Annotated in this window: 18 protein-coding genes; 13 read left to right on the top strand and 5 right to left on the bottom strand. The window is 62.6% G+C overall.

Annotation, left to right across the window (positions count from 1 at the left end; genetic code table 11):
• Positions 1-66: 66 nt before the first annotated feature.
• Entirely contained in the window at positions 67-1,575 is a 1,509-nt protein-coding gene (locus U5A67_RS06910; protein WP_321813480.1) for an MFS transporter, read from the bottom strand.
• A 141-nt stretch (positions 1,576-1,716) separates the two neighbouring features.
• Entirely contained in the window at positions 1,717-2,196 is a 480-nt protein-coding gene (locus U5A67_RS06905; RefSeq protein WP_205982893.1) for a hypothetical protein, read from the bottom strand.
• Between the two features lie 820 nt (positions 2,197-3,016).
• On the opposite strand from U5A67_RS06905, the gene U5A67_RS06900 reads away from it, so the two are divergent.
• From U5A67_RS06900 to cyoD, 5 genes are all read left to right on the top strand, one after another.
• The gene (locus tag U5A67_RS06900; protein WP_205982892.1) at positions 3,017-4,582 is read left to right on the top strand and encodes an NADH-quinone oxidoreductase subunit M; all 1,566 of its coding nucleotides are present in this window, start codon (positions 3,017-3,019) and stop codon (positions 4,580-4,582) included.
• A gap of 351 nt (positions 4,583-4,933) precedes the next feature.
• Complete coding sequence (gene cyoA, locus U5A67_RS06895) at positions 4,934-5,821, top strand: ubiquinol oxidase subunit II (protein WP_205982891.1); 888 nt, start codon at positions 4,934-4,936, stop codon at positions 5,819-5,821.
• Between the two features lie 6 nt (positions 5,822-5,827).
• Positions 5,828-7,861, top strand: a complete 2,034-nt coding sequence (gene cyoB / locus U5A67_RS06890; protein ID WP_205982890.1) for a cytochrome o ubiquinol oxidase subunit I — start codon at positions 5,828-5,830, stop codon at positions 7,859-7,861.
• On the top strand, positions 7,861-8,472 hold the full coding sequence (cyoC, locus tag U5A67_RS06885; RefSeq protein WP_205982889.1) for a cytochrome o ubiquinol oxidase subunit III: 612 nt from the start codon (positions 7,861-7,863) through the stop codon (positions 8,470-8,472). Before cyoB ends, cyoC begins: the two co-directional genes overlap by 1 nt.
• On the top strand, positions 8,473-8,802 hold the full coding sequence (gene cyoD / locus U5A67_RS06880; RefSeq protein ID WP_205982888.1) for a cytochrome o ubiquinol oxidase subunit IV: 330 nt from the start codon (positions 8,473-8,475) through the stop codon (positions 8,800-8,802).
• A 109-nt stretch (positions 8,803-8,911) separates the two neighbouring features.
• Here the strand turns inward: cyoD and U5A67_RS06875 are convergent, their stop codons facing one another.
• A complete protein-coding gene (locus U5A67_RS06875; protein WP_205982887.1) occupies positions 8,912-9,562 on the bottom strand; it encodes an SGNH/GDSL hydrolase family protein in 651 nt (216 codons plus the stop codon).
• Positions 9,563-9,721: 159 nt separating this feature from the next.
• On the opposite strand from U5A67_RS06875, the gene U5A67_RS06870 reads away from it, so the two are divergent.
• From U5A67_RS06870 to U5A67_RS06835, 8 genes are all read left to right on the top strand, one after another.
• Entirely contained in the window at positions 9,722-10,324 is a 603-nt protein-coding gene (locus U5A67_RS06870) for a TetR/AcrR family transcriptional regulator (protein WP_205982886.1), read from the top strand.
• A 237-nt stretch (positions 10,325-10,561) separates the two neighbouring features.
• Positions 10,562-11,245, top strand: a complete 684-nt coding sequence (locus tag U5A67_RS06865) for a type 1 glutamine amidotransferase domain-containing protein (protein ID WP_205982885.1) — start codon at positions 10,562-10,564, stop codon at positions 11,243-11,245.
• Positions 11,246-11,449: 204 nt separating this feature from the next.
• Positions 11,450-12,544, top strand: coding sequence for an NADH:flavin oxidoreductase/NADH oxidase (locus tag U5A67_RS06860; RefSeq protein WP_321813479.1), 1,095 nt, complete (start codon positions 11,450-11,452; stop codon positions 12,542-12,544).
• 89 nt (positions 12,545-12,633) lie between these two features.
• Positions 12,634-12,933, top strand: coding sequence for a putative quinol monooxygenase (locus U5A67_RS06855; protein WP_321813478.1), 300 nt, complete (start codon positions 12,634-12,636; stop codon positions 12,931-12,933).
• Positions 12,934-13,209: 276 nt separating this feature from the next.
• Positions 13,210-15,582, top strand: a complete 2,373-nt coding sequence (locus U5A67_RS06850; protein ID WP_321813477.1) for a tetratricopeptide repeat protein — start codon at positions 13,210-13,212, stop codon at positions 15,580-15,582.
• 211 nt (positions 15,583-15,793) lie between these two features.
• On the top strand, positions 15,794-21,745 hold the full coding sequence (gene uvrA / locus U5A67_RS06845) for an excinuclease ABC subunit UvrA (RefSeq protein ID WP_321813476.1): 5,952 nt from the start codon (positions 15,794-15,796) through the stop codon (positions 21,743-21,745).
• A 319-nt stretch (positions 21,746-22,064) separates the two neighbouring features.
• Positions 22,065-22,295 carry an H-NS histone family protein gene (locus tag U5A67_RS06840; protein WP_205982880.1) on the top strand — a complete coding sequence of 77 codons (231 nt, stop codon included), beginning with the start codon at positions 22,065-22,067 and terminating at the stop codon, positions 22,293-22,295.
• 324 nt (positions 22,296-22,619) lie between these two features.
• Positions 22,620-23,198 carry an NnrU family protein gene (locus tag U5A67_RS06835; RefSeq protein WP_321813475.1) on the top strand — a complete coding sequence of 193 codons (579 nt, stop codon included), beginning with the start codon at positions 22,620-22,622 and terminating at the stop codon, positions 23,196-23,198.
• A 194-nt stretch (positions 23,199-23,392) separates the two neighbouring features.
• On the opposite strand, the gene pcaG is transcribed toward U5A67_RS06835, so the two are convergent.
• On the bottom strand, positions 23,393-23,983 hold the full coding sequence (pcaG, locus tag U5A67_RS06830) for a protocatechuate 3,4-dioxygenase subunit alpha (protein ID WP_321813676.1): 591 nt from the start codon (positions 23,981-23,983) through the stop codon (positions 23,393-23,395).
• Complete coding sequence (pcaH, locus tag U5A67_RS06825; protein WP_205982878.1) at positions 23,983-24,687, bottom strand: protocatechuate 3,4-dioxygenase subunit beta; 705 nt, start codon at positions 24,685-24,687, stop codon at positions 23,983-23,985. Before pcaH ends, pcaG begins: the two co-directional genes overlap by 1 nt.
• Between the last annotated feature and the right edge of the window lie 9 nt (positions 24,688-24,696).

The raw sequence follows: 24,696 nt of genomic DNA, 5'->3' as shown, positions 1-24,696 counted from the left end.
ACGGCATAAAAGCAAAGCGGCGCGATGTTCTCGCGCCGCTTTTTTGCATACTGAATGCGGATGCGGTTATTCCACCGCTTCCGTCGCGCGAACGCCAACTGCGTGTTGCGCATTGCCCGCGTCGGCAAAATCTTCGGCATCCACATCGTAGCCCGACGGTTCCCAGCGAATCGCCAGCAGCGCGACCAGGCCCGCGAGCGGTGCAATCGCGATGATCCAGAACACGCGCGTGTTGAGCGCGGCGGCCAGCACCGGGAACAGGAACAGCGAAACCGTCGAACTCGCGCGCATCAGCGTCTGGTTCAGACCCACGCCCACGCCGCGCAGCGAAGTCGGATAGCCGAGCGAGGCGAACGTCATGCTGTGCGAGCCCGGCCCGATCCCCTGGCCGAACAGGAAGGCCGCGAGCAGGGCGACGGCGCTGACGACTTCGGGCGTCGTCGCCGGTTTGCCGACGATCGCCAGGCCCACCAGCGCGCCGAACTGGATGACATAGCCGCAGACCGTCATCTTCCACGCGCCGAAGCGCGGCACGGTGCGCACGGCGATCAGACCGCCCACGAACGCGAAGCCCAGGTTCAGCACCAGCGAGGCGAGGATGGTGGTGAGCATCGACTGCGCGAGAAAGCTCGAAATGATCACCGGCAGGCCGAACGCCACGGCGTTGTAGGCGAACGACGAGGCCACGCCGATCACCGTCGCCAGTGTCGTGCGGCGCGCATAGACGCCGCGCAGCAGCGCGCCGTAGTTCTTCCACGACGCCACGCGCGCCGGTTTGGCGGCTGTCTGAAGGGCTTCGGGGGCGACGTCGGCATCGATGCCATAGGAGCGTTGCAGGATGCGCGCCGCGCCCGCGAGATCGCCCTGATTCGCGGCCCAGACCGGCGACTCGCTGATATAGCGGCTGCGAATCGCGATGATGACGAGCGCCGGCACCGCGCCGAAGCCCAGCGTCAGGCGCCACAGCAGGTGCGAATGCGAGGCGGGCAGCGTCGCGTAGAACGCCAGCACGAGCAGATAGGACACGCTGATGGCCGCGTACCAGACGGGACACCACATCGCCACGCGCGCGGCCTTGTTGCCGCGGCCGGACAGGCGCGAGAACTCGGCGAGGAAGGCCATCGCCACCGGCAGATCGATGCCCACGCCCAGTCCCATCACGAAGCGCGCGCCGCCCAGCACCCAGGCGTTAGGCGCGAGCGCGCAGGCGAGTGCGGCGACCACGAAGAAGAACATATCGGCCATGAAGACGCGATACCGGCCGATGCGGTCGGTCAGGAAGCCGCCGAGAAACGCGCCGACGATGGCGCCGAACGTGATCGCCGAGGCCACGAAGCCGGTGCCCGCCGGCGAGAGCGAGAATTCGCGCGCGACGTCCTTGAGGCCGAAGGCGAGGGCGCCCAGGTCGTAGGCGTCGAGGAACACGCCGCCCAGCGCAATCGCCACGACGATGCGCGCGTTACTGCCGGGCGCGCCGCCCGTGTTGACGAGGCGCGAGACATCGGCGGCGCTGCGGATCAGCGGACGGCTGGCGCTCGAAGCGCCGGAAAGCGAAGAGAGGGGTGAGGCAGGCATGCGGGGCGGAGCGGCGGCTGGAAAGCTCGCAATGCTACCGGCGGGTGGCGTGCCGCCCAAATCGTCTTTCGTAATGAGCTTATGCGGTGGGCATGGGTGTTGCGTCGCAGCAAAACGGGCGTATCGATGCCATCAGTGCATTCAGTGCATATAGGTGACGCGGCGCGTGCGGTCGCTCAGTTGCACGCCGGCGTCGAGCAGGCAGATGGCGAACCAGCGCGCCGTCTTGAGCATGCCGCTCACGCTCTGCGTCGGCAGCCAGTCGTTGAGCAACTGCACGGCGGCTTCGCTGCGCGTCGATTGCAGCAGCGCGAGCACCTGCAGCAGCGAGCCTTCGTCCTTCGCCAGTTCGGACGCGCAGCGGCATCGCGTGTCCAGCGGGCGGCAGGTGGCGCGGCAGAGCGTGCCCATCAGCAGATCGAAATGGCCGATGCCTTCGGCGCCCATGCCCGCGTCGGCGAGCACGCCGCGCCAGCTTTCGGCCTTGCCGTAGGCGTCGCAGTGCGGGCGCAGCCAGGTGCGCACGGCGCGCAGGATGGTTTGCTCGGCGCTATCGGGGTGCTGGACGAAGGTGTCGTCGATCAGCGTGTCGGTTCTCGCGAATGCGGCGGTGTAGTTCATGTGGGCCTCGGGCGAACAGGGCGGTCGGGCGCGCAGCCGGAGTGCGCGGATCAGTCAGGGCCGGGCTCGCCGGCATGGGAAACATGATGCCCCAAAAAACGTCCAAATGCAAATGATTCTCATTTGTATAATGGCGATGCCAGTTGCGTCTACGCGAGTACGACGCTGACCCACACGCATGTGGCAGGACGATGTCGCCAGCGCCGCCAGAATCCAGCCTGACGCCAGAAAGGACTCTTCCAGGCGTTGCGCTTAATTCAGGGGCCACAAGCCGCTAAAGTCCCGTCCATGCGTGTTCCAGCGTTGCTGGCGCATCGTGAGAGTTCGCCCCGGCCCGAAGACGGCCGGGGCTTTTTTTTGCACTGCGCAAACCCGCGCCGCACCGGCCCGGCGGGGCCTGCAGGATCGGGCCCCTATGCATAAGTCATTGAGGCCAAAGAAACAAGTAAGGTATTATTTCGGCCGCGCGGTGTGGCGGTGTGTCGCTTGCACATGCGTCCATGAGGTCCCCGAGGGCACTTTTGAGGCCAGAAGCAGATTGGGCGGTGATGTTTTGTGATTTTTGCGCTAGCAGAAAGCGACGCAAAAACAATGACTTACATCAGGCGCTGATCGGATTTGGCTTGTTGCGCTGCAAAAGTTCCATATTCCGTTTACCCTCGTTAACCCTTGAACGTGTGTTGCATTTCGCCTCTCAGCTGACAAAACCATTTCAGCCAGTCTGGTCCGACTTTCACCCCGCGTTAATCTTTCAGTTTGCCTGCGCGCCAGCCCGCGCGCGGACGAACTCTGTGCACCGCATTTTTAAGGTCCTGTTGAAATGCAATCCGTTCCATTCCTGAGTCTGGCGATCTGGATCCCCATCCTGTTCGGCGTGGCTGTGCTGCGCCTCGGGTCGGATAGCCACCCCCAGCGCACGCGCTGGTTGTCGCTGATCGGCTCGATCGTCGGCCTCGTGGTGACCATTCCGCTGATTACCGGTTTCGACAACCATGTTGCCGCCATGCAGTTCGTCGAATTCCGCAACTGGCTGCCGGACTTCGGCGTGGCCTGGCGTCTCGGGATTGACGGCATTTCGATGTGGCTGGTGGTGCTCACCGCATTCACGACGCTCGTGATCGTGATTGCCTCGTGGGAGTCGATCACCGTGCGCGTGGCCCAGTACCACGGCGCGTTCCTGATCCTCTCGGGTCTGATGGTCGGCACCTTCGCGGCCACGGACGGCATGCTGTTCTTCGTGTTCTTCGAAGCGACGCTGATTCCGCTGTACCTGCTGATCGGTTCGTGGGGCCATGCCCGCCGCAGCTACGCCGCGGTCAAGTTCTTCTTCTTCTCGCTCGCCGGCTCGCTGCTGATGCTGGTGTCGATGCTGTATCTGTACAGCCAGGCGCACACCTTCGACATGGCCGCATGGCATAACCTGTCGATGGGCCTCGTGCCGCAGTTGCTGGTCTTTATCGGCTTCTTCGCGGCCTTCGCGGTCAAGGTGCCGATGTGGCCGTTCCACACCTGGCTGCCGGACGTCCACCTCGAAGCGCCCACCGGCGCGACCGTGATCCTCGCGATGCTCAAGCTGGGCGGCTACGGCTTCCTGCGCTTCACGCTGCCGATCACGCCGGACGCCGCGCACTTCTTCGCGCCGGCCATCATCACGCTGTCGCTGGTCGCCGTGGTGTACTCGAGCCTGCTGGCGCTCGCGCAAACCGACATGACCAAGCTGCTCGCGTACTCGACGATCGCCCACATGGGTCTCGTCACGCTGGGCCTGTTCCTCTTCAACCAGATCGGCACCGAAGGCGCCATCGTCCAGATGATTTCGTACGGCTTCGTCTCGGGCGCGATGCTGCTCTCGATCGGCATGCTGTTCGACCGCACCAAGACGCGCACGATCTCGGCTTATGGCGGCGTCGTCAACGTCATGCCGCGTTACGCCGTTTTCATGATGGTGTTCTGCATGGCCAATGTGGGCCTGCCGGGCACTTCGGGCTTCGTGGGCGAGTTCATGGTCATCATGGGCGCGATCCGCGTGAACTTCTGGATCGGTGCGATCGCAACGACCACGGTCGTGCTGAGCGCGGCTTACACCCTTTGGATGTACAAGCGCGTGATTTTCGGCGCGGTGGCGAACAAGAGCGTCGCGAAGCTGGCCGATATCGGCCGCCGCGAAACGCTGATTCTCGCGTCGCTGGCCGCACTGGTGCTGGCAGTGGGCATCTATCCGAAGCCCATGACCGACGCAATCGAACTCTCGGCCGCCAATCTGGTGGCCCAGGCCGGCCGCACCAAGCAGCCTGCCGAAGATACGGCCAACGCCGACGCAGTGCGCACGGATGCCGCACGCGCCGGTACGGAAGCGGAAGTGCGCGTGCCGCGCTCGCCGACGTAATCAGGCCGGTCACTGCAGAAGAATGACGACGCACCTGCGCGCCGTCCCGCTCATCAAGCGGCGCGGCGCGCAGGTGCGTTCAACTGTTTTCGGATTGTGTAATTCGGAAAAAAGCCGCGGCGGATTGGCGTCAAGACCTAAATGGGGCTGCTTGAGCGTGTGTTGATGAGGCGCGACAAACCTCGCGAACCCATGCGACATAGTGTCTCACTTTTGTTTTGACAAAGATCATTTTCAGCATTCATTGATTGTCATGGATCAAAGCGGCTGTATGATTCGGGCGCGCTTCCTTTGCCGGATGTCAGGGGATGTGCCCGGAACTATTCAATGAATGAAATTCAGGCAAACGTGATGAAAAGAACAACCTTGCAAAGGTTATTGCTTCCCGTCAGCGCCGGATTGGCCATGTGTCTTTCCGGTTGCAACTTGGAAGTCCTCGACCCCAAAGGTAGCGTGGGCGTGGCGGAAAAGTCGCTGATCGCGACCTCCACCTGGGCCATGCTGATCGTGGTGATCCCTGTGATCATCCTGACGCTGTGGTTCGCGTACCGCTATCGCGAATCGAACCGCAACGCCACCTACGCGCCGAAATGGTCGCACTCGACGGCTATCGAAGTCGTCGTCTGGACCGTCCCGACGCTGATCATCCTGTTCCTCGCAGTGCTCACGTGGAAGACCACGCACGAACTCGATCCGTACAAGCCGCTTGAATCGAACGTCAAGCCGATCAACGTCGAAGTGGTCGCGCTGGACTGGAAGTGGCTGTTCATCTACCCGGATCTGGGCATCGCCACGGTGAACCAGCTGGCCGTCCCGGTCGGCACGCCGGTCAACTTCAGCATTACGTCGGACTCGGTGATGAACTCGTTCTTCATCCCGCAGCTGGGTACCCAGGTGTACGCGATGGCAGGCATGCAGACCCGTCTGCACCTGATCGCCGATCATGCAGGCGACTACGCCGGCCTGTCGGCGAACTTCAGCGGCAAGGGCTTCTCGGACATGAAGTTCCGTACTCTCGCCACGAGCCAGCAAGACTTCGACGCATGGGTCCAGAAGGTCAAGGCGTCCTCGACGCAGCTTTCGATGGATCAATACGCGACGGTTGCGCAGCCGAGCGAGAAGGCACCGGTTGAATACTTCTCGACGGTGGACCCGAAGCTCTTCAACAACATCATCGCGAAGTACAACAACGGCCACGTCACGAATTTCAGTGACCCGTCGTGCGTGACCAAGGGGTAACCAGGCATGTTCGGAAAACTTACACTAGCCGACATTCCGTATCACGAGCCGATTATTCTCGGCACGATGGTCGGTATGGCTATCATCGGCGCATTCGTGCTCGGTGGGATCACTTACCTCGGTAAGTGGAAATATCTGTGGACGGAGTGGCTGACGAGCGTCGACCACAAGCGTCTGGGCGTGATGTACATCGTGCTCGCCCTCATCATGCTGCTGCGCGGCTTCGCCGACGCAATCATGATGCGTACCCAGCTGGCTCTCGCGTACAACGCGCCGGGCTATCTGCCGCCGCACCATTACGACCAGATCTTCACGGCTCACGGCGTGATCATGATTTTCTTCATGGCCATGGCTTTCATGGTTGGCCTGATGAACATCGTGGTGCCGCTGCAGATCGGTGCACGCGACGTCGCGTTCCCGTTCCTGAACTCGCTGTCGTTCTGGATGACCGCCGTTGGCGCAATCCTGCTGATGATCTCGCTGGTCGTCGGTGAATTCGCGATGACGGGCTGGCTGGCTTACCCGCCGCTGTCGGAGCTCGCATACAGTCCAGGGGTCGGTGTCGACTACTACCTGTGGGCGCTGCAGATCTCGGGTGTCGGTACGCTGCTGACCGGCGTGAACTTCTTCGTCACCATCATCAAGATGCGCGCTCCTGGCATGACGATGATGAAGCTGCCGGTGTTCACGTGGACGGCGCTGTGCACGAACGTGCTGATCATGGCTGCGTTCCCGATTCTGACCGTTACGCTCGCGCTGCTGGGTCTGGACCGTTACATCGGTACGCACTTCTTCACGAATGACGGTGGCGGTAACGCCATGCTGTACCTGAACCTGATCTGGGCATGGGGTCACCCCGAGGTGTACATCCTGATCCTGCCGGCGTTCGGTATCTTCTCGGAAGTCGTCGCGACCTACGCCAAGAAGCCGCTGTTCGGCTACAAGGCGATGGTGTACGCAACCTGCGCGATCATGGTGCTGGCATTCGTCGTCTGGCTGCACCACTTCTTCACGATGGGTTCGGGCGCTGACGTCAACGCGTTCTTCGGTATCGCCACGATGATCATCTCGATCCCGACGGGCGTGAAGATCTTCAACTGGCTGTTCACGATCTACCGCGGTCGCCTCGAGTTCAACTCGTCGGTGCTGTGGACGCTCGGCTTCATGGTCACCTTCACCATCGGCGGCATGACCGGCGTGATGATGGCGATCCCGGGTGCCGACTTCGTGCTGCACAACTCGCTGTTCCTGATTGCTCACTTCCACAACGTCATCATCGGTGGCGTGCTGTTCGGCTACCTGGCTGGTTTCAACTACTGGTTCCCGAAGGCATTCGGCTTCAAGCTGAACGAAAAGCTGGGCAAGCGTGCATTCTGGTTCTGGCTCGTGGGCTTCTACGTTGCCTTCACGCCGCTGTACGTGCTGGGCTTCATGGGCGCAACGCGTCGTCTGAACCACTACGACAATCCGGCATGGCATCCGTGGATGATCATCGCGTGGGTTGGCGCAGTGCTCGTGGCAATCGGTATCGCTCACCAGCTGATGCAGCTGTATGTGTCGATCCGCGACCGCAACCTGCCGGAAAACCGCGATGTGACGGGCGATCCGTGGGGTGGCCGTACGCTGGAATGGTCGATGTCGTCGCCGCCGCCGTCGTACAACTTCGCGATCATCCCGAACGTGTCGGAACTCGATGAGTTCCAGCATCTGAAGGAAACCGGCCGCGCAACCGTTGACGTCGCGAACACGCACTACACCGACATTCACATGCCCTCGAACACGAGCGCAGGTCTGTTCATCGGTTTCTTCAGCCTGGTGCTCGGCTTTGCTGGCATCTGGCACATCTGGTGGCTCATGATCGTTGGCTTTATCGGCATCGTCGGTACGGCAATCGCTTACAGCTTCCAGAAGAACGAAGGCTATTACATCCCGGCCGCCAAGGTTCGGGCAGACGAAGAAGCGCGTAGTCGCGCACTGGCCAAGGCGTTTGCTGCCAAGCAACGCGGTGGCAAGGTTGAAGAAGCACTGGAGGCCAACTGATGTTGACGAAAACTGGTGCGGCCGCACTCGCGGAGCACGATCACCACGATCACCCGCCGTCACACTCGGTGTTCGGTTTCTGGCTGTACCTGATGACCGACTGTATTCTGTTCGGCACGCTGTTCGCAGTGTTTGCCGTCATGCAGAACCAGTTCGCAGGCGGCCCGACCGGCAAGGACCTGTTCGACATCAATGGCGTCGCGATGGAAACGGCAGTGCTGCTGCTGTCGTCCATCACGTATGGCTTCGCGATGATCGGCGCGCACAAGCAACGCAAGGGCCAAGTGCTGTTCTGGCTGGCCATTACGTTCCTGCTGGGCGCAACGTTCCTGTATTTCGAACTCCATGAGTTCGCGAACATGATCGCCGAAGGCAACGGCCCGCAACGCAGCGCGTTCCTGTCGTCGTTCTTCACGCTGGTTGCCACCCACGGTATCCACGTGACGTTCGGCATGATCTGGATGGTCGTCCTGATGGTGCAGACGCTGAAGGCGCCGGCACTGGGCGATCGCGAAATCCGCCGCCTGTCGTGCCTGAGCCTTTTCTGGCACTTTCTGGACATCGTCTGGATCTGCGTGTTCTCCTTTGTCTACCTTGCGAGCGTGATTTAAATGAGTGCTCATCCTATCCACGAAGAAGAAAGCCACGGCAGCTTCGGCGGCTATGTGGCGGGTTTCGTCCTGGCGGTGGTGCTCACGGCAGCATCGTTCTGGCTGGTCCTGCATGGCGGCCTGCCGCGTGAAACCGCGCTGCTCGGCCTCGCTGCCCTGGCAGTCGTGCAGATCGTGGTCCACCTCGTGTTCTTCCTGCATATGAACACGTCGTCGGGCCAACGCTGGAACGTGACCGCATTTGGCTTCACGGCCATGACGGTGCTGATCGTCGTGATCGGTACGCTGTGGGTCATGCACAACGTCAGCATGAACATGATGTCGCGTTAATCGTCGATTAACTGCACATCCCGCTGAAAAGCAAAAAACGCCGCCAGGGCTCGCGCCCGGCGGCGTTTTTCTTTGGGGTTTCGTATCGGAAAGTTTTGTTTTTCGGGCCTCAGGTGGCGAAGCGTTGCCGCACGACCTGGGCGACGGCGCGGCCGAGCTTGTGGTGCTGATCGGCTTCGTAGTGAATGCCGTCGGTCGGACTGACCTTGGCGAATTCGCCCGCATCGAGAAACGCCGAGCCGTATTTCACGGCCACACGCTCATAGAGCGGCGCAAGCAGACGCGACTTCGCCGCGCCGCCCGTGAAGATCGCGCCGAGAAAGCCGATCTCGTCGATCGGCACCGGCGACATCAGCAGCACATGCGGCGTCGATCCGCTCGGACCGGCGCGGCAGGCGACCAGCGTTTCGAGCAGCACGTCCACCGAATTGGCGATATCGGCCGGCGTGACGGAAAAGCGCGTCTTGAGATCGTTGGTGCCCAGCATGAGCACGACGACATCGACGGGCAACTGACTTTCGAGGCACGCCCGCAGATACGCGAGGCCGTTCTTGTGACGTCCCTCGATCGGGTCGTCGTGCACCGTGGTGCGCGCGGGCAGGCCTTCTTCGATCACCTGCCAACCGCTGCCGAGCGTCGCGGCCAGCACGCCGGGCCAACGATCGGCGGGGCCGAAGCGCTCCAGCACGCCGGGCAGATTGAGCGGTTTGGTGCCGTGGGTGTTCGAATCGCCAAAACAGAGCAGGGTACGTAACGACATGGATGGCTCTCCAGATGGTGAGTTTCCGATGCGAAATTTCCAGCCGCCGCGCGTTTTTCGGTGCCCGAACACGCTTGCAACGGCCAGCGCGATAAAGCCACTTCGAGAGTCGGGAGATTGCTAGACGACTGGTCTAATCCGCCTGTAACATGGCAACCCATGAACGCAGCGCCAGCCGTCGAAGTACGGCAACACATCCTCGATACCGCCATGCCCATCATTCTGGGCAAGGGTTTTTCAGCCGTCGGTCTGAACGAGATTCTCGCGACCGCGGGCGTCCCCAAAGGGTCGTTCTATCACTATTTCGGCTCGAAAGAGGCGTTCGGTGAAGCTTTGCTGACGTCGTATTTCACGGAGTATGCGGATCGCCTTGAAGAGCAGCTCGTGCAGCGCGGCGGCTCGCCGGTCGAGCGCCTGATGGGGTATTTCGAGGAATGGCGCCTGATGCAGTGCGCGGACGGGCCGGACGGCAAGTGCCTCGCGGTCAAGCTGGGCGCTGAAGTCAGCGATCTGTCCGAGCCGATGCGCGCGGTTCTGCGTCGCGGCACGGAAGAGATCGTGCGGCGCATCGGCGTGTGTATCGAGGAAGGCTGCGCGGATGGTTCGCTAAGCGGTATCGGCGACGCGAACTCCACGGCGGCCACGCTCTACGAACTCTGGCTGGGCGCGACGCTGATGGAAAAGATCCGTCGCGATCGGCGTCCGCTCGATGCCGCCATGGTGACCACGCGGCAACTTCTGAATCTGCCGCTGGGCGCGTGATTCAGCCCTGGCCGCAAGCGTAACCCGCACGCCACATCGGCATGACATCATTGTTTGAGCGCCCTTGAGCGGGCGCCTTCGCAAAGCGTCATGTCATACGGAAAGTTTCTAGACGACCGGTCTAATTGATTGCCCGCTGCAGGTAGTGACACGATTCGACACGAATCGATATCGCGCGGCTGGACCGGTTTCATTGGACGCGTGAGCGTCCTGATCTCATCGAAAAAAGGAACGTCGATGAACGTACTGATCGTTTTGACTTCGCACGACGAACTCGGCAACACGGGCAAAAAGACGGGTTTCTGGCTCGAGGAATTTGCCGCGCCTTACTACGCGCTGCGTGACGCCGGCGCGCAGATCACGCTGGCTTCGCCCAAGGGCGGCCAGCCGCCGCTCGATCCGAAGAGCAGCGATCCCTCGGCACAGACCGAGGCCACGCGCCGTTTCGATGCCGACGCCGCCGCGCGCGCAGAACTTTCCAATACGAAACGTCTCGCCGATGTCGACGCGAACGACTACGACGCGGTGTTTTACCCCGGCGGCCACGGCCCGCTCTGGGACCTCGCCGAAGATCCGCTGTCGATCGCGCTGATCGAAAAGACCCTCGCGGCAGGCAAGCCGGTCGCGGCCGTGTGCCACGCGCCTGGCGTGCTGCGTCATGTGAAGGGCGCCGATGGCCGCCCGCTCGTCGCCGGCAAGAAGGTGACGGGCTTCTCGAACAGCGAAGAAGCCGCCGTCGAGCTGACCGATGTGGTGCCGTTCCTCGTCGAAGACATGCTCAAGGCGAATGGCGGCAACTATTCGAAGGCCGCTGATTGGGCTGCGCACGTGGCCACCGATGGCCTGCTGATCACCGGCCAGAATCCCGCATCGTCCGAGCCGGTCGCCGAGGCTTTGCTCGCCCAGTTGCGCGGCAAGTAAGCGAAGTCCGCGCGTCTTATCCCGGTTTCCTTTCGGCAACTCCACGCGCCGCGCGTTATGCGCGGCGTGGCGAGCTTTTTGTTGCCTGCTGCAATGAGGCATGCCGAAAGGAAATCCCGATTTTCCGATCCCAGCGATCGACGTTTTTTCAAGGGCGCAGCCCGTGCCGCCGTGCCGGCTCGCGCCGCTAAAGGAGAGCAGTAGATGTCCGCATTGTTCGAACCGTTCAAGCTCAAAGATGTATCCCTGCGTAATCGCATCGCCGTGCCGCCGATGTGCCAGTACATGGCCGTCGACGGCATGATCAACGACTGGCACCACGTTCACTACGCGCAGATCGCGCGTGGCGGCGCGGGCCTCGTGATCGTCGAGGCGACGGCGGTGTCGCCGGAAGGCCGCATCACGCCGGGCTGCGCGGGTATCTGGAACGACGAGCAGGCCAAGGCCTTCGCGCCGACCGTCGCGGCGATCAAGGCGGCGGGTTCGGTGCCCGGCATCCAGATCGCGCACGCCGGCCGCAAGGCGAGCGCGAACCGTCCGTGGGAAGGCGATGACCATATCCCCGAAGGCGATGCACGCGGCTGGCAAACCCTCGCGCCGTCGGCGATCGAGTTCGGCGCGAATCTGCCAAAGGTGCCGCAGGCCATGACGACCGACGATATCGCGCGGGTGCGCGAAGACTTCGTGGCAGCCGCAAAGCGCGCGCTCGACGCCGGCTTCGAATGGCTCGAACTCCACTTCGCGCATGGTTACCTCGGCCAGAGCTTCTTCTCGGAGCACTCGAATCAGCGTACCGACGCCTATGGCGGCAGCCTGGAAAACCGCAGCCGTTTCCTTCTGGAAACGCTCGCTGCCGTGCGCAAGGTCTGGCCGGAACATCTGCCGCTGACCGCGCGTTTTGGCGTGATCGAATACGATGGCCGCGACGAGCAGACGCTCGCCGAATCGATCGACCTCACGAAGAACTTCAAGCGCGAAGGTCTGGACATGCTGAGCGTGAGCGTCGGTTTCTCGACGCCGACCGCGCAGATTCCGTGGGCGCCGGCCTTCCTCGCACCGATCGCACAGAAAGTGCGTCGCGCAGCCGGTCTGCCGGTGTCGTCGGCATGGGGTATCGGCACGCCGGAACTGGCCGAGCGCTCGGTCGCTTCGGAGCAGCTCGATCTGGTGATGGTCGGTCGCGCGCATCTTGCGAATCCGCACTGGCCGTACTTCGCCGCGCAGGAACTGAAGGTGGATCGCGCGGCCTGGACGCTGCCGGCGCCGTACGCGCACTGGCTCGAACGCTACAAGGCCTAAGCGGGTTTTGATCGACGCATAAGCCGTGCAGGATCGGCAATACTCAAATATTGCCGATGGGAAATTTCGTTGCCGATAAGGACATCTCGATGAGCATTTATCTGTTTGCCAGCCTCACGCCGAAAGCCGAACACGTCGCCGACCTCGAAGCGGAACTGCGCCAGATGGTGGCGCAAACGCGCAAGGAGCCGGGCAACCGGCGCTACGACCTGCTGTGCCGCGCAGACGGTGCGCCGGGCTTTCACCTCTACGAAACCTATGTGGATGAAGCCGCGGTGCAGGCGCATCGCGAGAGCGCGCATTACGTGGCGTTCCGCGGCAAGATCGGCGCCTGGCTGGCCGAGCCGGTCGACGTCAAGACCTTGAAGGGCGTGGATATCGCGGCCTGATTTTTTGCTGCGATCGATGCGCAAAAGCGCCGGGGCGATGTCATGCCCCGGCGCTTTTGTTTTGTGCAGACATCAGCGAAGTTCAATTCGCGAAATCGAGCACTCATAGCGCCGCATGGAAAGTCCGAGGTTAATTAATGAATGCAAGTCGAATGATTTTTTAATCGCACTGCGAATCAAAAGTTTGACTTCGGGGAGGCGAAAAACACCCCATTCGATGGCCGGCTCATTGCCCCCATTACAATGATTGTTTTGCTCATCGGCTGGCTTATCCGGATGCAGATCGAAGAACTGTTTCAGCAGGCGCACGAACGGCATATTGCCGGCAATTTTGCTTTGGCGCGCGAGGGCTACAGCCGCATTGTCGAACTCGACCCTTTACATGGCGCGGCGCGCTTCCGGCTTGCGGTGATCGATCTTCAGCAAGGCCGCTTTCAGGACGCTATCGAAGCCCTGACGAAAGCGCTGGAGATCGAACCCGCCAACCGGCGTTATCGTGAAGCGTTGGGGCAAGCCTATGCGTTCGCGCAGCGTCATGCGGAGGCTGCAGCTGCGTATCGCGGCCTTCTCGAAGAAGACGCAACCGACCCCGACCACTGGTTCGGACTCGCCAGCGCGCTTCAGGCTCAAGGCGCGTTCAGCGATGCGGCGCTCGCATGGGAAGCCGTCACGCAGCGCGACCCGCAACGCGCCGACGCGCTCAACAATCTCGGCAACTGTCGTCGTCTGCTCGGTGAAACGTCACTCGCGCAGGGCGCCTACGAGCGTGCGCTCGCGGCGCAACCGGGCAATGTCGAAGCGCTGGTGAATCTAGGCACGTTGCTGCGCGCTCAGGGTTCGCGTGAGCGCGCACTGACGCTGCTGCGCGAAGCCGTTGCGCTCGACTCCGATTCGACCGCTGCACTCGTGAATCTCGGCGCGCTGTTAATGGACGAGGGAAAGCCGCAGGAAGCCGCCGATGTGCTGTCGCGCGCATTGGCGATTGCGCCGGACTTCGCGCATGCCGCCTACAACTACGGTAACGCATTGCATGCGCTGGGGCAGCGTCGCGAGGCGCAGGCGCAGTATCGCCATGCTTTGTCGATCGATCCCGCGCACGCCGAAGCGGCCAACAATCTGGGCAACGTGTGCCGCGAGCTGGGCGAGCACAAGGCAGCGATGGACGCTTTCGAAACCGCCATTCGCGTGCGGCCCGATTTCGTCGATGCCTGGAATAACGCGGCCAATCTGCAACGAGCGCTCGGCCATCAAGACGAGGCACGCGCGCTGTTGCGCAAGGCGCTTGAACTATCACCGGATCATTCGCCCACGCTCAATAACCTGGGCAATGTCTTGAAGGATTGCGGCGAGCTTGACGAAGGCGTTGCCTGTTTCGAGCGCGCCGTGAAAAGCGATCCAGGCAATCTCACTGCCCATAGCAATCTGCTCTACGCGCTTTCGTTCCAGTCGCCCGAGCCTGAAGCGATCCTCGCGCAGGCGCGGCGCTGGTCGGCTCAACACGAAATACCGTTGCGCGCACAGCGTTTTTCGCACGCGCTCAGGAGCGCGCAAGGACGACGTTTGCGAATCGGCTATGTCTCAGCGGATTTTCGTGAGCATTGCCAGGCATTATTCATGATGCCGCTGCTTTCGAATCACGACAAAAGCCGCTTCGAGATTCACGCCTATTCGAGCGTCGTTCGAGCTGACTCGACAACTGCGCGTCTCGCGGCTTACGTGGATGTGTGGCATGACGTGCGCCAGCTCGACGACGCCGCGCTCGCGCAACGGATTCACGCGGACGGCATCGACATTCTTGTCGATCTCACGATGCATATGGCCGATGGCCGCCCCTTGCTGTTCGCGCGCCAGCCCGCGCCCGTGCAGGTTGCGTGGCTCGCGTATCCGGGCACGACCGGTATCGAAGCAATGGGTTACCGGCTGACCGATCCGCATCTCGATCCGCTTTCGTACGAGGCGCACTACAGCGAACGCACGATCCGTCTGCCCGATACGTTCTGGTGCTACGACCCGCTCGCGCACGAACCGGCCGTTAATGCACTGCCTGCTGCCAAGGCGGGACACGTAACGCTCGGCAGTCTCAACAATCCCTGCAAATTGACGGAGCGCACGCTCGAATTGTGGGCGGGCGTGTTCGCGGCGCTGCCCAATGCGCGTCTGATGCTGATGGCCGCGCAAGGCGAAGCGCAGACGCGGCTGGCCGAACGACTCGCGCGTCACGGCATTGCGCCGTCGCGCGTGCGCTTCGTGCCGTTCCAGCCGCGCGATGCGTATCTGCGTACGTATCACGAGATCGACCTCGCCATCGACACGCTGCCGTACAACGGCCACACCACGACGCTCGACGCGCTGTGGATGGGCGTGCCGGTGGTGACGCGCGTCGGCGAAACCTGCGCAGGGCGGGCTGGCTTGTCGCAATTGGCCAATCTGGGGCTGGATGCACTCGCTGCCTTTTCCGACGAGGATTTCGCGCAGACCGTCGTGTCGCTCGCGACCTATCTGCCGCGTCTCGCGTATCTGCGCGCGACCTTGCGTGCCCGGATGGAAGCGTCGCCGCTGATGGACGGAGCGAAATTCGCGCGCGGTATGGAAACTGCGTACGAGGCGATGTGGCGCGAGTGGGCCGGCGCGGACAAAGCTCACCGCTAACCGCGATCTGACGGAACCAGCCGGATGGGGTAGGCCATCCGGCCGACTTGACGCCCTGCGCGACGCCCGCGGCGTCGATTAAGCACGCGCCCTGCATGCTGTATAAATATACAGTAAAATCTTCACCGTTCGGCCCGCCAACCCGGGCCAAAAGCTGCCGGGCGCCGCCGCCCGGTCCCACGCCTGTGATCCATCCGGAATGCCAGCGCAAGTGAGCGATAACCGATCCATCCGAATCCGCGGTGCCCGTCAGCACAACCTCAAGAACCTCGATCTCGACCTCCACACCGGCGAAATGACGGTGGTGACCGGGCCGTCCGGCTCGGGTAAGTCCAGTCTCGTGTTCGACACCCTTTACGCGGAAGGGCAGCGTCGTTACGTCGAAACCTTCAGTGCCTACGCGCGTCAGTTTCTCGACCGCATGGACCGTCCGCAAGTCGATCGCGTCGACGGCGTGCCGCCGGCCATCGCCATCGACCAGACCAATCCGGTGCGCAGCTCGCGCTCGACCGTCGGCACGATGACGGAGTTGAACGACCATCTGAAGCTGTTGTACGCGCGCGCTGCGAATCTGTTCGATCGCTTCACGGCGCAACCGGTGCGGCACGACACGCCGGAAACGATTTACGCCGAACTGCGCGCGCGCACGGCAGTGGGCGACCCGCGCCTCGTGGTGACGTTCCCGGTCGAACTGCCGGATACGACCACCGAAGAGGAAGTCCAGCAATGGCTGTCCGCGAGCGGCTATACGCGGGTGCAGGCGCAGCGCGAAGTGAAAACGGCCGACGGCACGCGCAAGGTGCTCGACGTGGTGGCCGACCGTTTCCGCCTGCAGAACGCGGAAAAGAGCCGTGTGGTCGAGGCGATCGAGGCGTCGCTCAAGCGCGGCGGCGGGCGCGTGAACATTTATGTCGTATCGGAAACCGACGCCGCGAGCGACGTTTCCGATACGAAACCCGAGCCGCAGATCTGGCGTTTCTCTACCGGCCTGCATTGCCCGGACAGCGATCTGCGCTACGCGGACCCGCAACCGGCGCTGTTCTCCTTCAACTCGGCTTATGGCGCCTGCGAAGTGTGCCGGGGCTTCGGCCGGGTGATCGGCGTGGACTGGGGTCTGGTGATTCCCGATGCGCGCAAGTCGCTGCGCGACGGCGCGATCAAGCCGCTGCAAACGCCCGCGTGGAAGGAGTGTCAGGACGACCTGATGCGTTATGCCGCCAAGGCCGGTGTACCGCGCGATACGGCCTGGGCCGAACTCACGCAGGAACAGCGCGACTGGGTCATCAACGGCGCGCCGGACTGGAAGGGTAGCTGGCAAACGCAGTGGTACGGCGTGAAGCGCTTTTTCCAGTACCTGGAATCGAAAGCGTACAAGATGCACATTCGCGTGCTGCTGTCGAAATATCGCAGCTATACGCCGTGCGAAACCTGCGGCGGCGCGCGTCTGAAGACCGAAGCGCTGCAGTGGCGCCTGGGCACGCAGGAGAACGCGGACGAAGTGCTCGCACCGTCGGCGCGCTTTCTGCCGCATGGCGTGGACTGGACGCGCGCGCAACTCGAAGCGCTGCCGGGTCTGACGCTGCACGATGTCATGTTGTTGCCGATCGAGCGCATCCGGCGCTTCTTCGACGATCTCTCGCTATCGTCGGCACTCCTTGACGATGCGCTCAAGCTGCTGCTCGCCGAAGTGCGCACACGGCTCAAATATCTCTGCGATGTGGGCCTGGGCTATCTCACGCTCGACCGCCAGAGCCGCACGCTTTCCGGCGGCGAAGTGCAGCGGATCAACCTGACCACGGCGCTCGGCACCTCGCTGACGAAGACGCTGTTCGTGCTCGACGAGCCGAGCATCGGGCTGCATCCGCGCGACCTGAACCGTATCGTCGAAGCCATGCAGCGCCTGCGCGATGCCGGCAATACGCTGGTGGTCGTCGAGCACGATCCGTCGGTGATGCTGGCCGCCGACCGCCTGATCGACATGGGTCCGGGGCCGGGCGAGCGCGGCGGCACGATCGTCTATGACGGCACGCCCAGGGATATCCGTTCGTCCGGCACGCTGACCGGCGAATATCTGGGCGGTCATCGCGCGGTGGCCGATGCTTCGCACTGGGAGCGCCGGCCTGTCGATGCAAAGACGCCCAGCCTGCTGCTCGAAGGCGCGAGCGAACACAATCTGCGCGACGTGACCGTGCAGTTTCCGTTGCAGCGCCTCGTCTGTGTGACGGGTGTGTCGGGCTCGGGTAAATCGACGCTCGTGCAGGACGTGCTGTATCCGGCGCTGGCGCGGCATCTCGGCAAGGCCACGGAATCGCCGGGCGTTTATCGCGCCCTGAGCGGCGCGGAGCAGATCACGGACGCCGTGTTCGTCGATCAATCGCCGATCGGCAAAACGGCGCGCTCGAACCCGGCCAGCTACGTGGGCGCGTTCGATGAAATCCGCAAGCTGTTTGCCAAGGCGCCGCTCGCGAAGCAGCGCGGCTATACGGCGGGGATGTTCAGTTTCAACTCGGGCGAGGGCCGCTGCCCGACCTGTGGCGGTTCGGGTTTCGAGCACATCGAAATGCAGTTCCTGAGCGACGTTTATCTGCGTTGCCCGGATTGCGACGGCAGCCGCTATCGCCCGGAAGTGCTCGAAGTGAAGATCGAGCGTGGCGGCCGCGCGCTCTCCGTGGCGGATGTCCTCGATCTGACGGTCAGCGAAGCCGCGCAGTGCTTCGATAAGGATGACGAAGTATTGCGCGTGATCCAGCCGATCGTCGATGTCGGCCTCGAATACGTGAAGCTCGGCCAGCCGGTACCGACGCTTTCGGGCGGCGAAGCGCAGCGCCTGAAACTCGCCGGTTATCTCGCGGAAACGGCGCAGGCGCGCGGCAAGAAAACGTCGGCGGGCGGGCGTCTTTTCATGTTCGACGAACCCACCACGGGCCTGCATTTCGACGATATCGCCAAGCTGATGCGCGCGTTCGGCAAGCTGCTGGCGGGCGGCCATTCGCTGCTGGTGATCGAACACAATCTGGATGTGATCCGTGCCGCGGACTGGCTGATCGACCTCGGTCCCGAAGGCGGCGACGCGGGCGGCGAAGTGGTGTGCGTGGGCACGCCGGACGATGTGATCGCGTGCCCGCGTTCGCACACGGGCGCTGCGCTGGAGCGCTACGAAGCGGCGCTCGGCCATGGTGTCGAGCCGGTGCTGGCGGAAGAAGAGGGCGTTGCCTTGCAGACCGCGATGCGTGCCGCGCAGGCGCGCCGCGAGATTCAGGGCGAAGACGTCGTGCGTATCGTGAATGCGCGCGAGCACAATCTCAAGGCGCTCGACGTCGATATTCCGCATGGACGTTTCAACGTCATCACAGGCGTGTCGGGTTCGGGCAAATCCACGCTCGCTTTCGACATCCTGTTTCATGAAGGCCAGCGCCGCTATCTGGAATCGCTGAACGCTTACGCGCGTTCGATCGTGCAGCCTGCAGGCCGCCCGGAAGTGGACGCCGTGTACGGCATTCCGCCCACGGTTGCGATCGAGCAGCGCCTGTCGCGCGGCGGCCGCAAGAGTACGGTGGCGACCACGTCCGAGGTCTGGCACTTCCTGCGTCTGCTGTACGTGAAGCTCGGCATGCAGCATTGCGTTCACGACGGCACGCCGGTGACATCGCAAAGCAGCGATGCGATCGTCGCGCAATTGTTGCGCGAGCATCGAGGTCAGCACGTTGGTCTGCTCGCGCCGCTCGTGGTGAATCGCAAGGGCGTCTATACGGATCTCGCGAAATGGGCGAAGGCGCGCGGCAATACGCATCTGCGCGTCGATGGCGAATTCGTGCCGGTTGCGCCGTGGCCAAAACTCGACCGTTTCCGCGAACACACCATCGAGTTGCCGGTGGGCGATATCGTGATCGAGCCTGAAAACGAGGCTCAATTGCGCGAAATGCTGGTCACGACGCTCGACGCCGGCAAGGGCGTGGTGCATCTGCTGGCGCCGCTCGACGGTCTGGATAACGCAATCGGCGACGGTAAATCGACCTCGCAGATCGGTGAAATCAAGGTGTTGTCGACGCGGCGCGCCTGCCCGGTTTGCGGTACGAGCTATCCCGAACTCGATCCGCGCATGTTCTCGTACAACAGCAAACACGGCTGGTGTACGACCTGCGTGGGCACGGGCCTCGCGCTCACGCGCGAACAACGCGCGGCCTATGACGATACGGTGATGGCCGCCGACGATCGCGGCCGCGAACAGACGCTGCCTTCGGAAGAGCAGGAGCCGGAAGGCATGGCCGATACGCCGTGCCCGGATTGCCACGGCACGCGTCTGAATCCCGAAGCGCGTGCGGTCACGTTCGACGAACATGCGATTGTCGACGTCGCGCAATGGACCGTTGGCGAAACGCGCCGCTGGATCGAATCGCTCGAACTCAATGGCCGCGATGCGCAGATTGCGCGTGACGTCATCAGCGAAATTCGCAGTCGTCTGCAATTCCTCGAAGAAGTCGGTCTGGGTTATCTGAGCCTCGATCGCGCTGCGCCGAGTCTTTCGGGCGGCGAGGCCCAGCGTATTCGACTGGCCGCGCAACTGGGCAGCAATCTGCAGGGCGTCTGCTACGTGCTCGACGAACCGACGATCGGTCTGCATCCGCGCGACAACCAGATTCTGCTCAACGCGCTGCGCAATCTCGGCGATAAAGGCAATACGCTGGTCGTGGTCGAGCATGATGAAGATACGATTCGGCGTGCTGATCACATCATCGATATCGGGCCGAGCGCGGGCAAACGCGGTGGTCGCGTGGTCGCGCAAGGCACGGTCGCCGATCTCGCGGCGCAGCCCGATTCGCTCACGGGCCGCTATCTCGCGCAGCCGATCGTGCATCCGCTGCAGCCGCGCCGTGAAGTGAAGCCCGCGCGTGCGGGCCACGAAGCGGTGCCGGCGCAATGGCTCACGGTGCACGGCGGCAAGCTGCACAATCTGCGTGACGTCACGGCTCAGATTCCGCTTGGTCGACTCGTGGCGATTACGGGCGTGAGCGGGTCGGGCAAGTCCACGCTCGCGCGCGATGTGCTGCTTTCCAATCTGCTCGATGCGGTGGGCCGATCGGTGCTGTCGTCGCCGGCCGTGCGCCGTGCGCGCAAGAACGCGAAAGAGACCGCGCCGAGCGCTGCGGAACGCCGCTCCAGCGTGATCGCCCGCACCGCGGCCAAGCCGAAACTTGAGGTTTCGCACGTATGGCAAGGCTGCGATTCGATCAGCGGATGGGAGACCATCGACCGCGTGCTCGAAGTCGATCAGACGCCGATCGGCAAGACGCCGCGTTCGTGTCCGGCCACGTATATCGGCGTGTGGGATGCGATTCGCCGTCTGTTTGCCGATACGCTGGAAGCGCGTGCGCGCGGCTATAGCGCATCGCGTTTCTCGTTCAATACCGGTGACGGTCGTTGCCCGGCATGCGAAGGCCAGGGCGTGCGCACCATCGGCATGAGTTTCCTGCCCGATGTGAAAGTGCCGTGCGATGTCTGTCACGGTCAGCGCTTCAACCCGGAAACGTTGGCGGTGGCGTGGCGCGGCCGCAATATCGGCGAAGTGCTGACGATGGAGATTGACGAGGCGGTGGAATTCTTCGCTTCGATTACGAGTATTTCGCATCCGCTGCAGTTGATGAAGGATGTGGGGCTGGGCTATCTCACGCTCGGCCAGCCGTCGCCGACGCTGTCGGGCGGCGAGGCGCAGCGCATCAAGCTCGTGACCGAGCTTTCCAAGGTGCGCGACGACATCACGCGGCGCGGGCAGAAAGCGCCGCACACGCTTTACGTGCTCGACGAGCCCACGGTCGGCCTGCACATGGCGGACGTCGCGCGTCTGATTCGTGTGCTGCACCGTCTCGCCGATGCGGGTCATAGCGTGGTGGTGATCGAGCACGATCTCGACGTGATCGCCGAAGCCGACTGGATCATCGATCTCGGACCGGAAGGCGGTGTGGGCGGCGGCACGATCGTCGGCGCGGCGGAACCGGAAGGGCTCGTGAAAATCGCCGCGAGCCACACGGGTGTCGCGCTCAAACCGGTGCTCGCGCGCACGGCATCCGGCGAGGCGCAAAGCGAACCGGTGCAGACGCAAGCCGCGGACGTCGTCGCGGCCGCGCCAGGCGCCCGCAGAAGGCGCGCGGCGGCGTCCCAGGGGTAACCCGCCAGAAGGTCGGCGAAAGACGCCTGCAATGGCTTTAGGTGGCTTGCGCAGGCGTCAAATCGCTTGATCTGGGCGGCGGCGGCAAGGTATGATGGGTTCCGCTTGCAGCAAGCAGCCGCGCACCTTTGCGGCACATTCTGGCGAGCGGAGCAGCGGACTCAGATCCCCTCCGGACCGGCCACGGATTCCACCTCCTGGTCACCTCATCAGTGCAGCAAGGCTTCGCGCTAAATGGCGAAGCCTTTGTCTTTTCAGGCCAGACGATTCGATATCGATCGGCGCCTGGCCCCCTTGGCGATGCTAGAGGAATTAACCGATGTTCGACCTCGACGGTGAGGCGCGCGAACGGCTCATCCTGTGGATTCAACACCGCATGGAAGAGTACGGCATTACGCTCGAAGAACTTGAATCATCCATTGCAGAAAGCGCACGGCTACCCAAGTATCGCGACGCATATGGCAACTCCTGGAATGGAGAAGGCGATATGCCGAGCTGGCTGCTGCGTTATAAGCATGCGGGTCAGGATATCGAGCATTTCCGCTGCTAGCGGAATGACTGCCGCATAGCGCACGGCAGCCCCAGAAAACAGTCCGATTCCGCCAGAATTCCGCCAGACATTCGTTTGGCTATCTCTGCTTTTTTTTCGATTATTTTTTCAGTGGCGTTTTAAAAATGCCTTTCCACGAATATTGAGTATTAAATAGAAAGCGTCCTGATTCTGCGGAGGCTGCGCTTTGCGTTCGCACGCGCGTAGTGTTCGTAGCATTGCTATTGCGCCGATGCCGATGCCGATTAACCAGGCTCAAGCCTGCGTCAGACGATCCGCGCGATAATCGCGCTCATTGCGGCCCGACTGCCGCGAGGGGGCGATATGGCGTTGCTGGTTCTAGGTCTCGTGCTCTTTATCGGCGTGCATTCGATTCGTGTTGTGGCGGCGCCCTGGCGCGCGGCGCAGATCGAGCGTTTCGGTCTCAAGGCATGGCGTGGCATGTTCGCGCTGTTCTCGATTCTCGGCATCGTCTTTACCGTGCGAGGCTATGCGCTTGCGCGGCGCTATCCGGTGCCGGTCTGGTTGCCGCCTCATGGGATGGCGCACGTTACTGCGCTGTTGACGGCGATCGCCTTCATCATGATGACCGCGGCCTATGTGCCGGGCAATCACATCAAACGCGCACTCGGCCAGCCCTTCGTGAGCGGCGTCGCGCTCTGGGCATTTGCGCATCTGCTCGCCAACGGCACGCTGCACGCGATGCTGCTTTTCCTGGTGTTTCTCGTCTGGGCGCTGATTGAAATTCGCGCGGGCCGCAGGCGCGATCGCGAGGCCGGCGTCGTCTATGCACAAGGCGCGGTTTCACGCGACGCGATGGTGGTCCTTATCGGCCTCGTGGCGTGGGCCGTATTCGCGTTCTGGCTGCATGGTCTGCTGATTGGCGTGCGGCCGCTCGGCTGATTTTTCTGCTTTTTGCAAACGCATTCGCCTAAAGCCATCGCGCAAAAAAAGAAGCCTGCTCATGGCAGGCTTCATCAAGGTACTGCTCGGAGTTCCGCGATCAGATCGCAGTGATAGCGATCTTAGGGCCGGTTCATGAAAGGCGCGTGAAAGTACACGCAATAGTCATGTTGGAGCCCGCGCGGCGCTCTGCATCAGAGGTCGAAGAACACGGTTTCGCCTTCGCCCTGCATGCGGATATCGAAGTGATAAACGATATTGCCGGCCTGTTCGCTACGGCGTGCGATCAGCGTATTGCGGCGTGCGTCGGGAACCGAAGCGAGCACCGGGTCGGCTGCATTCGCAGCGGTTTCGTCGTCGAAATAAATACGCGTGAAGGTATGCGTGAGCATGCCGCGCATCATGACGATCACATTCACGTGCGGCGCTTCACCGGCGTTTTCGGCGGCCGGCTTGACCGTGCGCACGACAAAGCGCTGCTCCGGGTCCGTGCCGGTGCCCACACGCGCGAAACCGCGGAAGCCGGTTTCGGCCACTTGAGCACGCGAGTCGGGATAGCGGCCTTGCGCATCGACCTGCGAGAACTCGAGCATCGCGTCGAACACGGGCTTGCCGTCACCGTCGATCACGTGACCCATCAGCGTGATGTGCTCGCCGGGCGTTTTCGAACTGGCCAGTTCGGGCGTGAACAGGCTCTTGAAATCGAAGTTGTATTGCTGCGGGCAGAGGCCGTAGGCGAAATACGGGCCGACGGTTTGCGAGGGCGTTTCCTTGAGTGCCATGATCAACGCTCCGTGGGGGTCTGGTTCGGGCCGCGCAGCACGATGTCGAATTCGTAGCCGAGTGCGTAGCTGTCTTCGGTGGTGTCGAGCGAGAAGCGCGAAATCATGCGCTCGCGTGCCTGCTCCGGCGTGCCTTGATAAATCGGGTCGAACGCGAGCAGCGGATCGCCGGGGAAATACATCTGCGTCACGAGGCGCGAGCCGAAGTAATCGCCGAACAGCGAGAAGTGAATATGCTGCGGACGCCATGCGTTGGGGTGATTGCCCCAGGGATACGCGCCCGGCTTGATCGTCAGGAAACGATAGCGGCCTTCGTTATCCGTCACGCAGCGGCCTGCGCCGAGGAAGTTCGGATCGAGCGGCGCGTCGTGCTGATCCTGCTTGTGGACATAACGTCCCGCTGCATTGGCCTGCCAGATTTCCACGAGCGTGTTGCGCACCGGCTTGCCGCCGTCGTCGAGCACGCGACCCGTCACGATGATGCGCTCGCCCAGCGGTTCGCCGTTGCGTGCCGCATTACGCGTGAGGTCGTGGTCGAGTGCGCCGAGATCTTCCGCGCCATAAACGGGCGCGTGCAGATTCTTCAGCTTTTCCTTCAGCGGAATCATCGGCAGCGTCGGGCCGCGTTTGGTGGAGGAGCGATACGGAGGGTAGACAAACGCCGGATGCGAATCGAAGTCGCGCGGCGACAGGATGGACTCGTCCATGGTGGGGTG

The organism is Paraburkholderia sp. J69-1 (genome assembly GCF_905220255.1).
Taxonomy (GTDB): domain Bacteria; phylum Pseudomonadota; class Gammaproteobacteria; order Burkholderiales; family Burkholderiaceae; genus Paraburkholderia.
Note: the sequence above shows the minus strand (reverse complement) of the source record. Positions and strands in the feature narration are given on the sequence as shown.

Excerpts from the sequence above, each read along its gene's own strand:
- U5A67_RS06910 (WP_321813480.1), bottom strand. The coding sequence starts at position 1,575 with ATGCCTGCCTCACCCCTCTCTTCGCTTTCCGGCGCTTCGAGCGCCAGC.
- U5A67_RS06905 (WP_205982893.1), bottom strand. The coding sequence starts at position 2,196 with ATGAACTACACCGCCGCATTCGCGAGAACCGACACGCTGATCGACGAC.
- U5A67_RS06900 (WP_205982892.1), top strand. The coding sequence starts at position 3,017 with ATGCAATCCGTTCCATTCCTGAGTCTGGCGATCTGGATCCCCATCCTG.
- cyoA (WP_205982891.1), top strand. The coding sequence starts at position 4,934 with ATGAAAAGAACAACCTTGCAAAGGTTATTGCTTCCCGTCAGCGCCGGA.
- cyoB (WP_205982890.1), top strand. The coding sequence starts at position 5,828 with ATGTTCGGAAAACTTACACTAGCCGACATTCCGTATCACGAGCCGATT.
- cyoC (WP_205982889.1), top strand. The coding sequence starts at position 7,861 with ATGTTGACGAAAACTGGTGCGGCCGCACTCGCGGAGCACGATCACCAC.
- cyoD (WP_205982888.1), top strand. The coding sequence starts at position 8,473 with ATGAGTGCTCATCCTATCCACGAAGAAGAAAGCCACGGCAGCTTCGGC.
- U5A67_RS06875 (WP_205982887.1), bottom strand. The coding sequence starts at position 9,562 with ATGTCGTTACGTACCCTGCTCTGTTTTGGCGATTCGAACACCCACGGC.
- U5A67_RS06870 (WP_205982886.1), top strand. The coding sequence starts at position 9,722 with ATGAACGCAGCGCCAGCCGTCGAAGTACGGCAACACATCCTCGATACC.
- U5A67_RS06865 (WP_205982885.1), top strand. The coding sequence starts at position 10,562 with ATGAACGTACTGATCGTTTTGACTTCGCACGACGAACTCGGCAACACG.
- U5A67_RS06860 (WP_321813479.1), top strand. The coding sequence starts at position 11,450 with ATGTCCGCATTGTTCGAACCGTTCAAGCTCAAAGATGTATCCCTGCGT.
- U5A67_RS06855 (WP_321813478.1), top strand. The coding sequence starts at position 12,634 with ATGAGCATTTATCTGTTTGCCAGCCTCACGCCGAAAGCCGAACACGTC.
- U5A67_RS06850 (WP_321813477.1), top strand. The coding sequence starts at position 13,210 with ATGCAGATCGAAGAACTGTTTCAGCAGGCGCACGAACGGCATATTGCC.
- U5A67_RS06840 (WP_205982880.1), top strand. The coding sequence starts at position 22,065 with ATGTTCGACCTCGACGGTGAGGCGCGCGAACGGCTCATCCTGTGGATT.
- U5A67_RS06835 (WP_321813475.1), top strand. The coding sequence starts at position 22,620 with ATGGCGTTGCTGGTTCTAGGTCTCGTGCTCTTTATCGGCGTGCATTCG.
- pcaH (WP_205982878.1), bottom strand. The coding sequence starts at position 24,687 with ATGGACGAGTCCATCCTGTCGCCGCGCGACTTCGATTCGCATCCGGCG.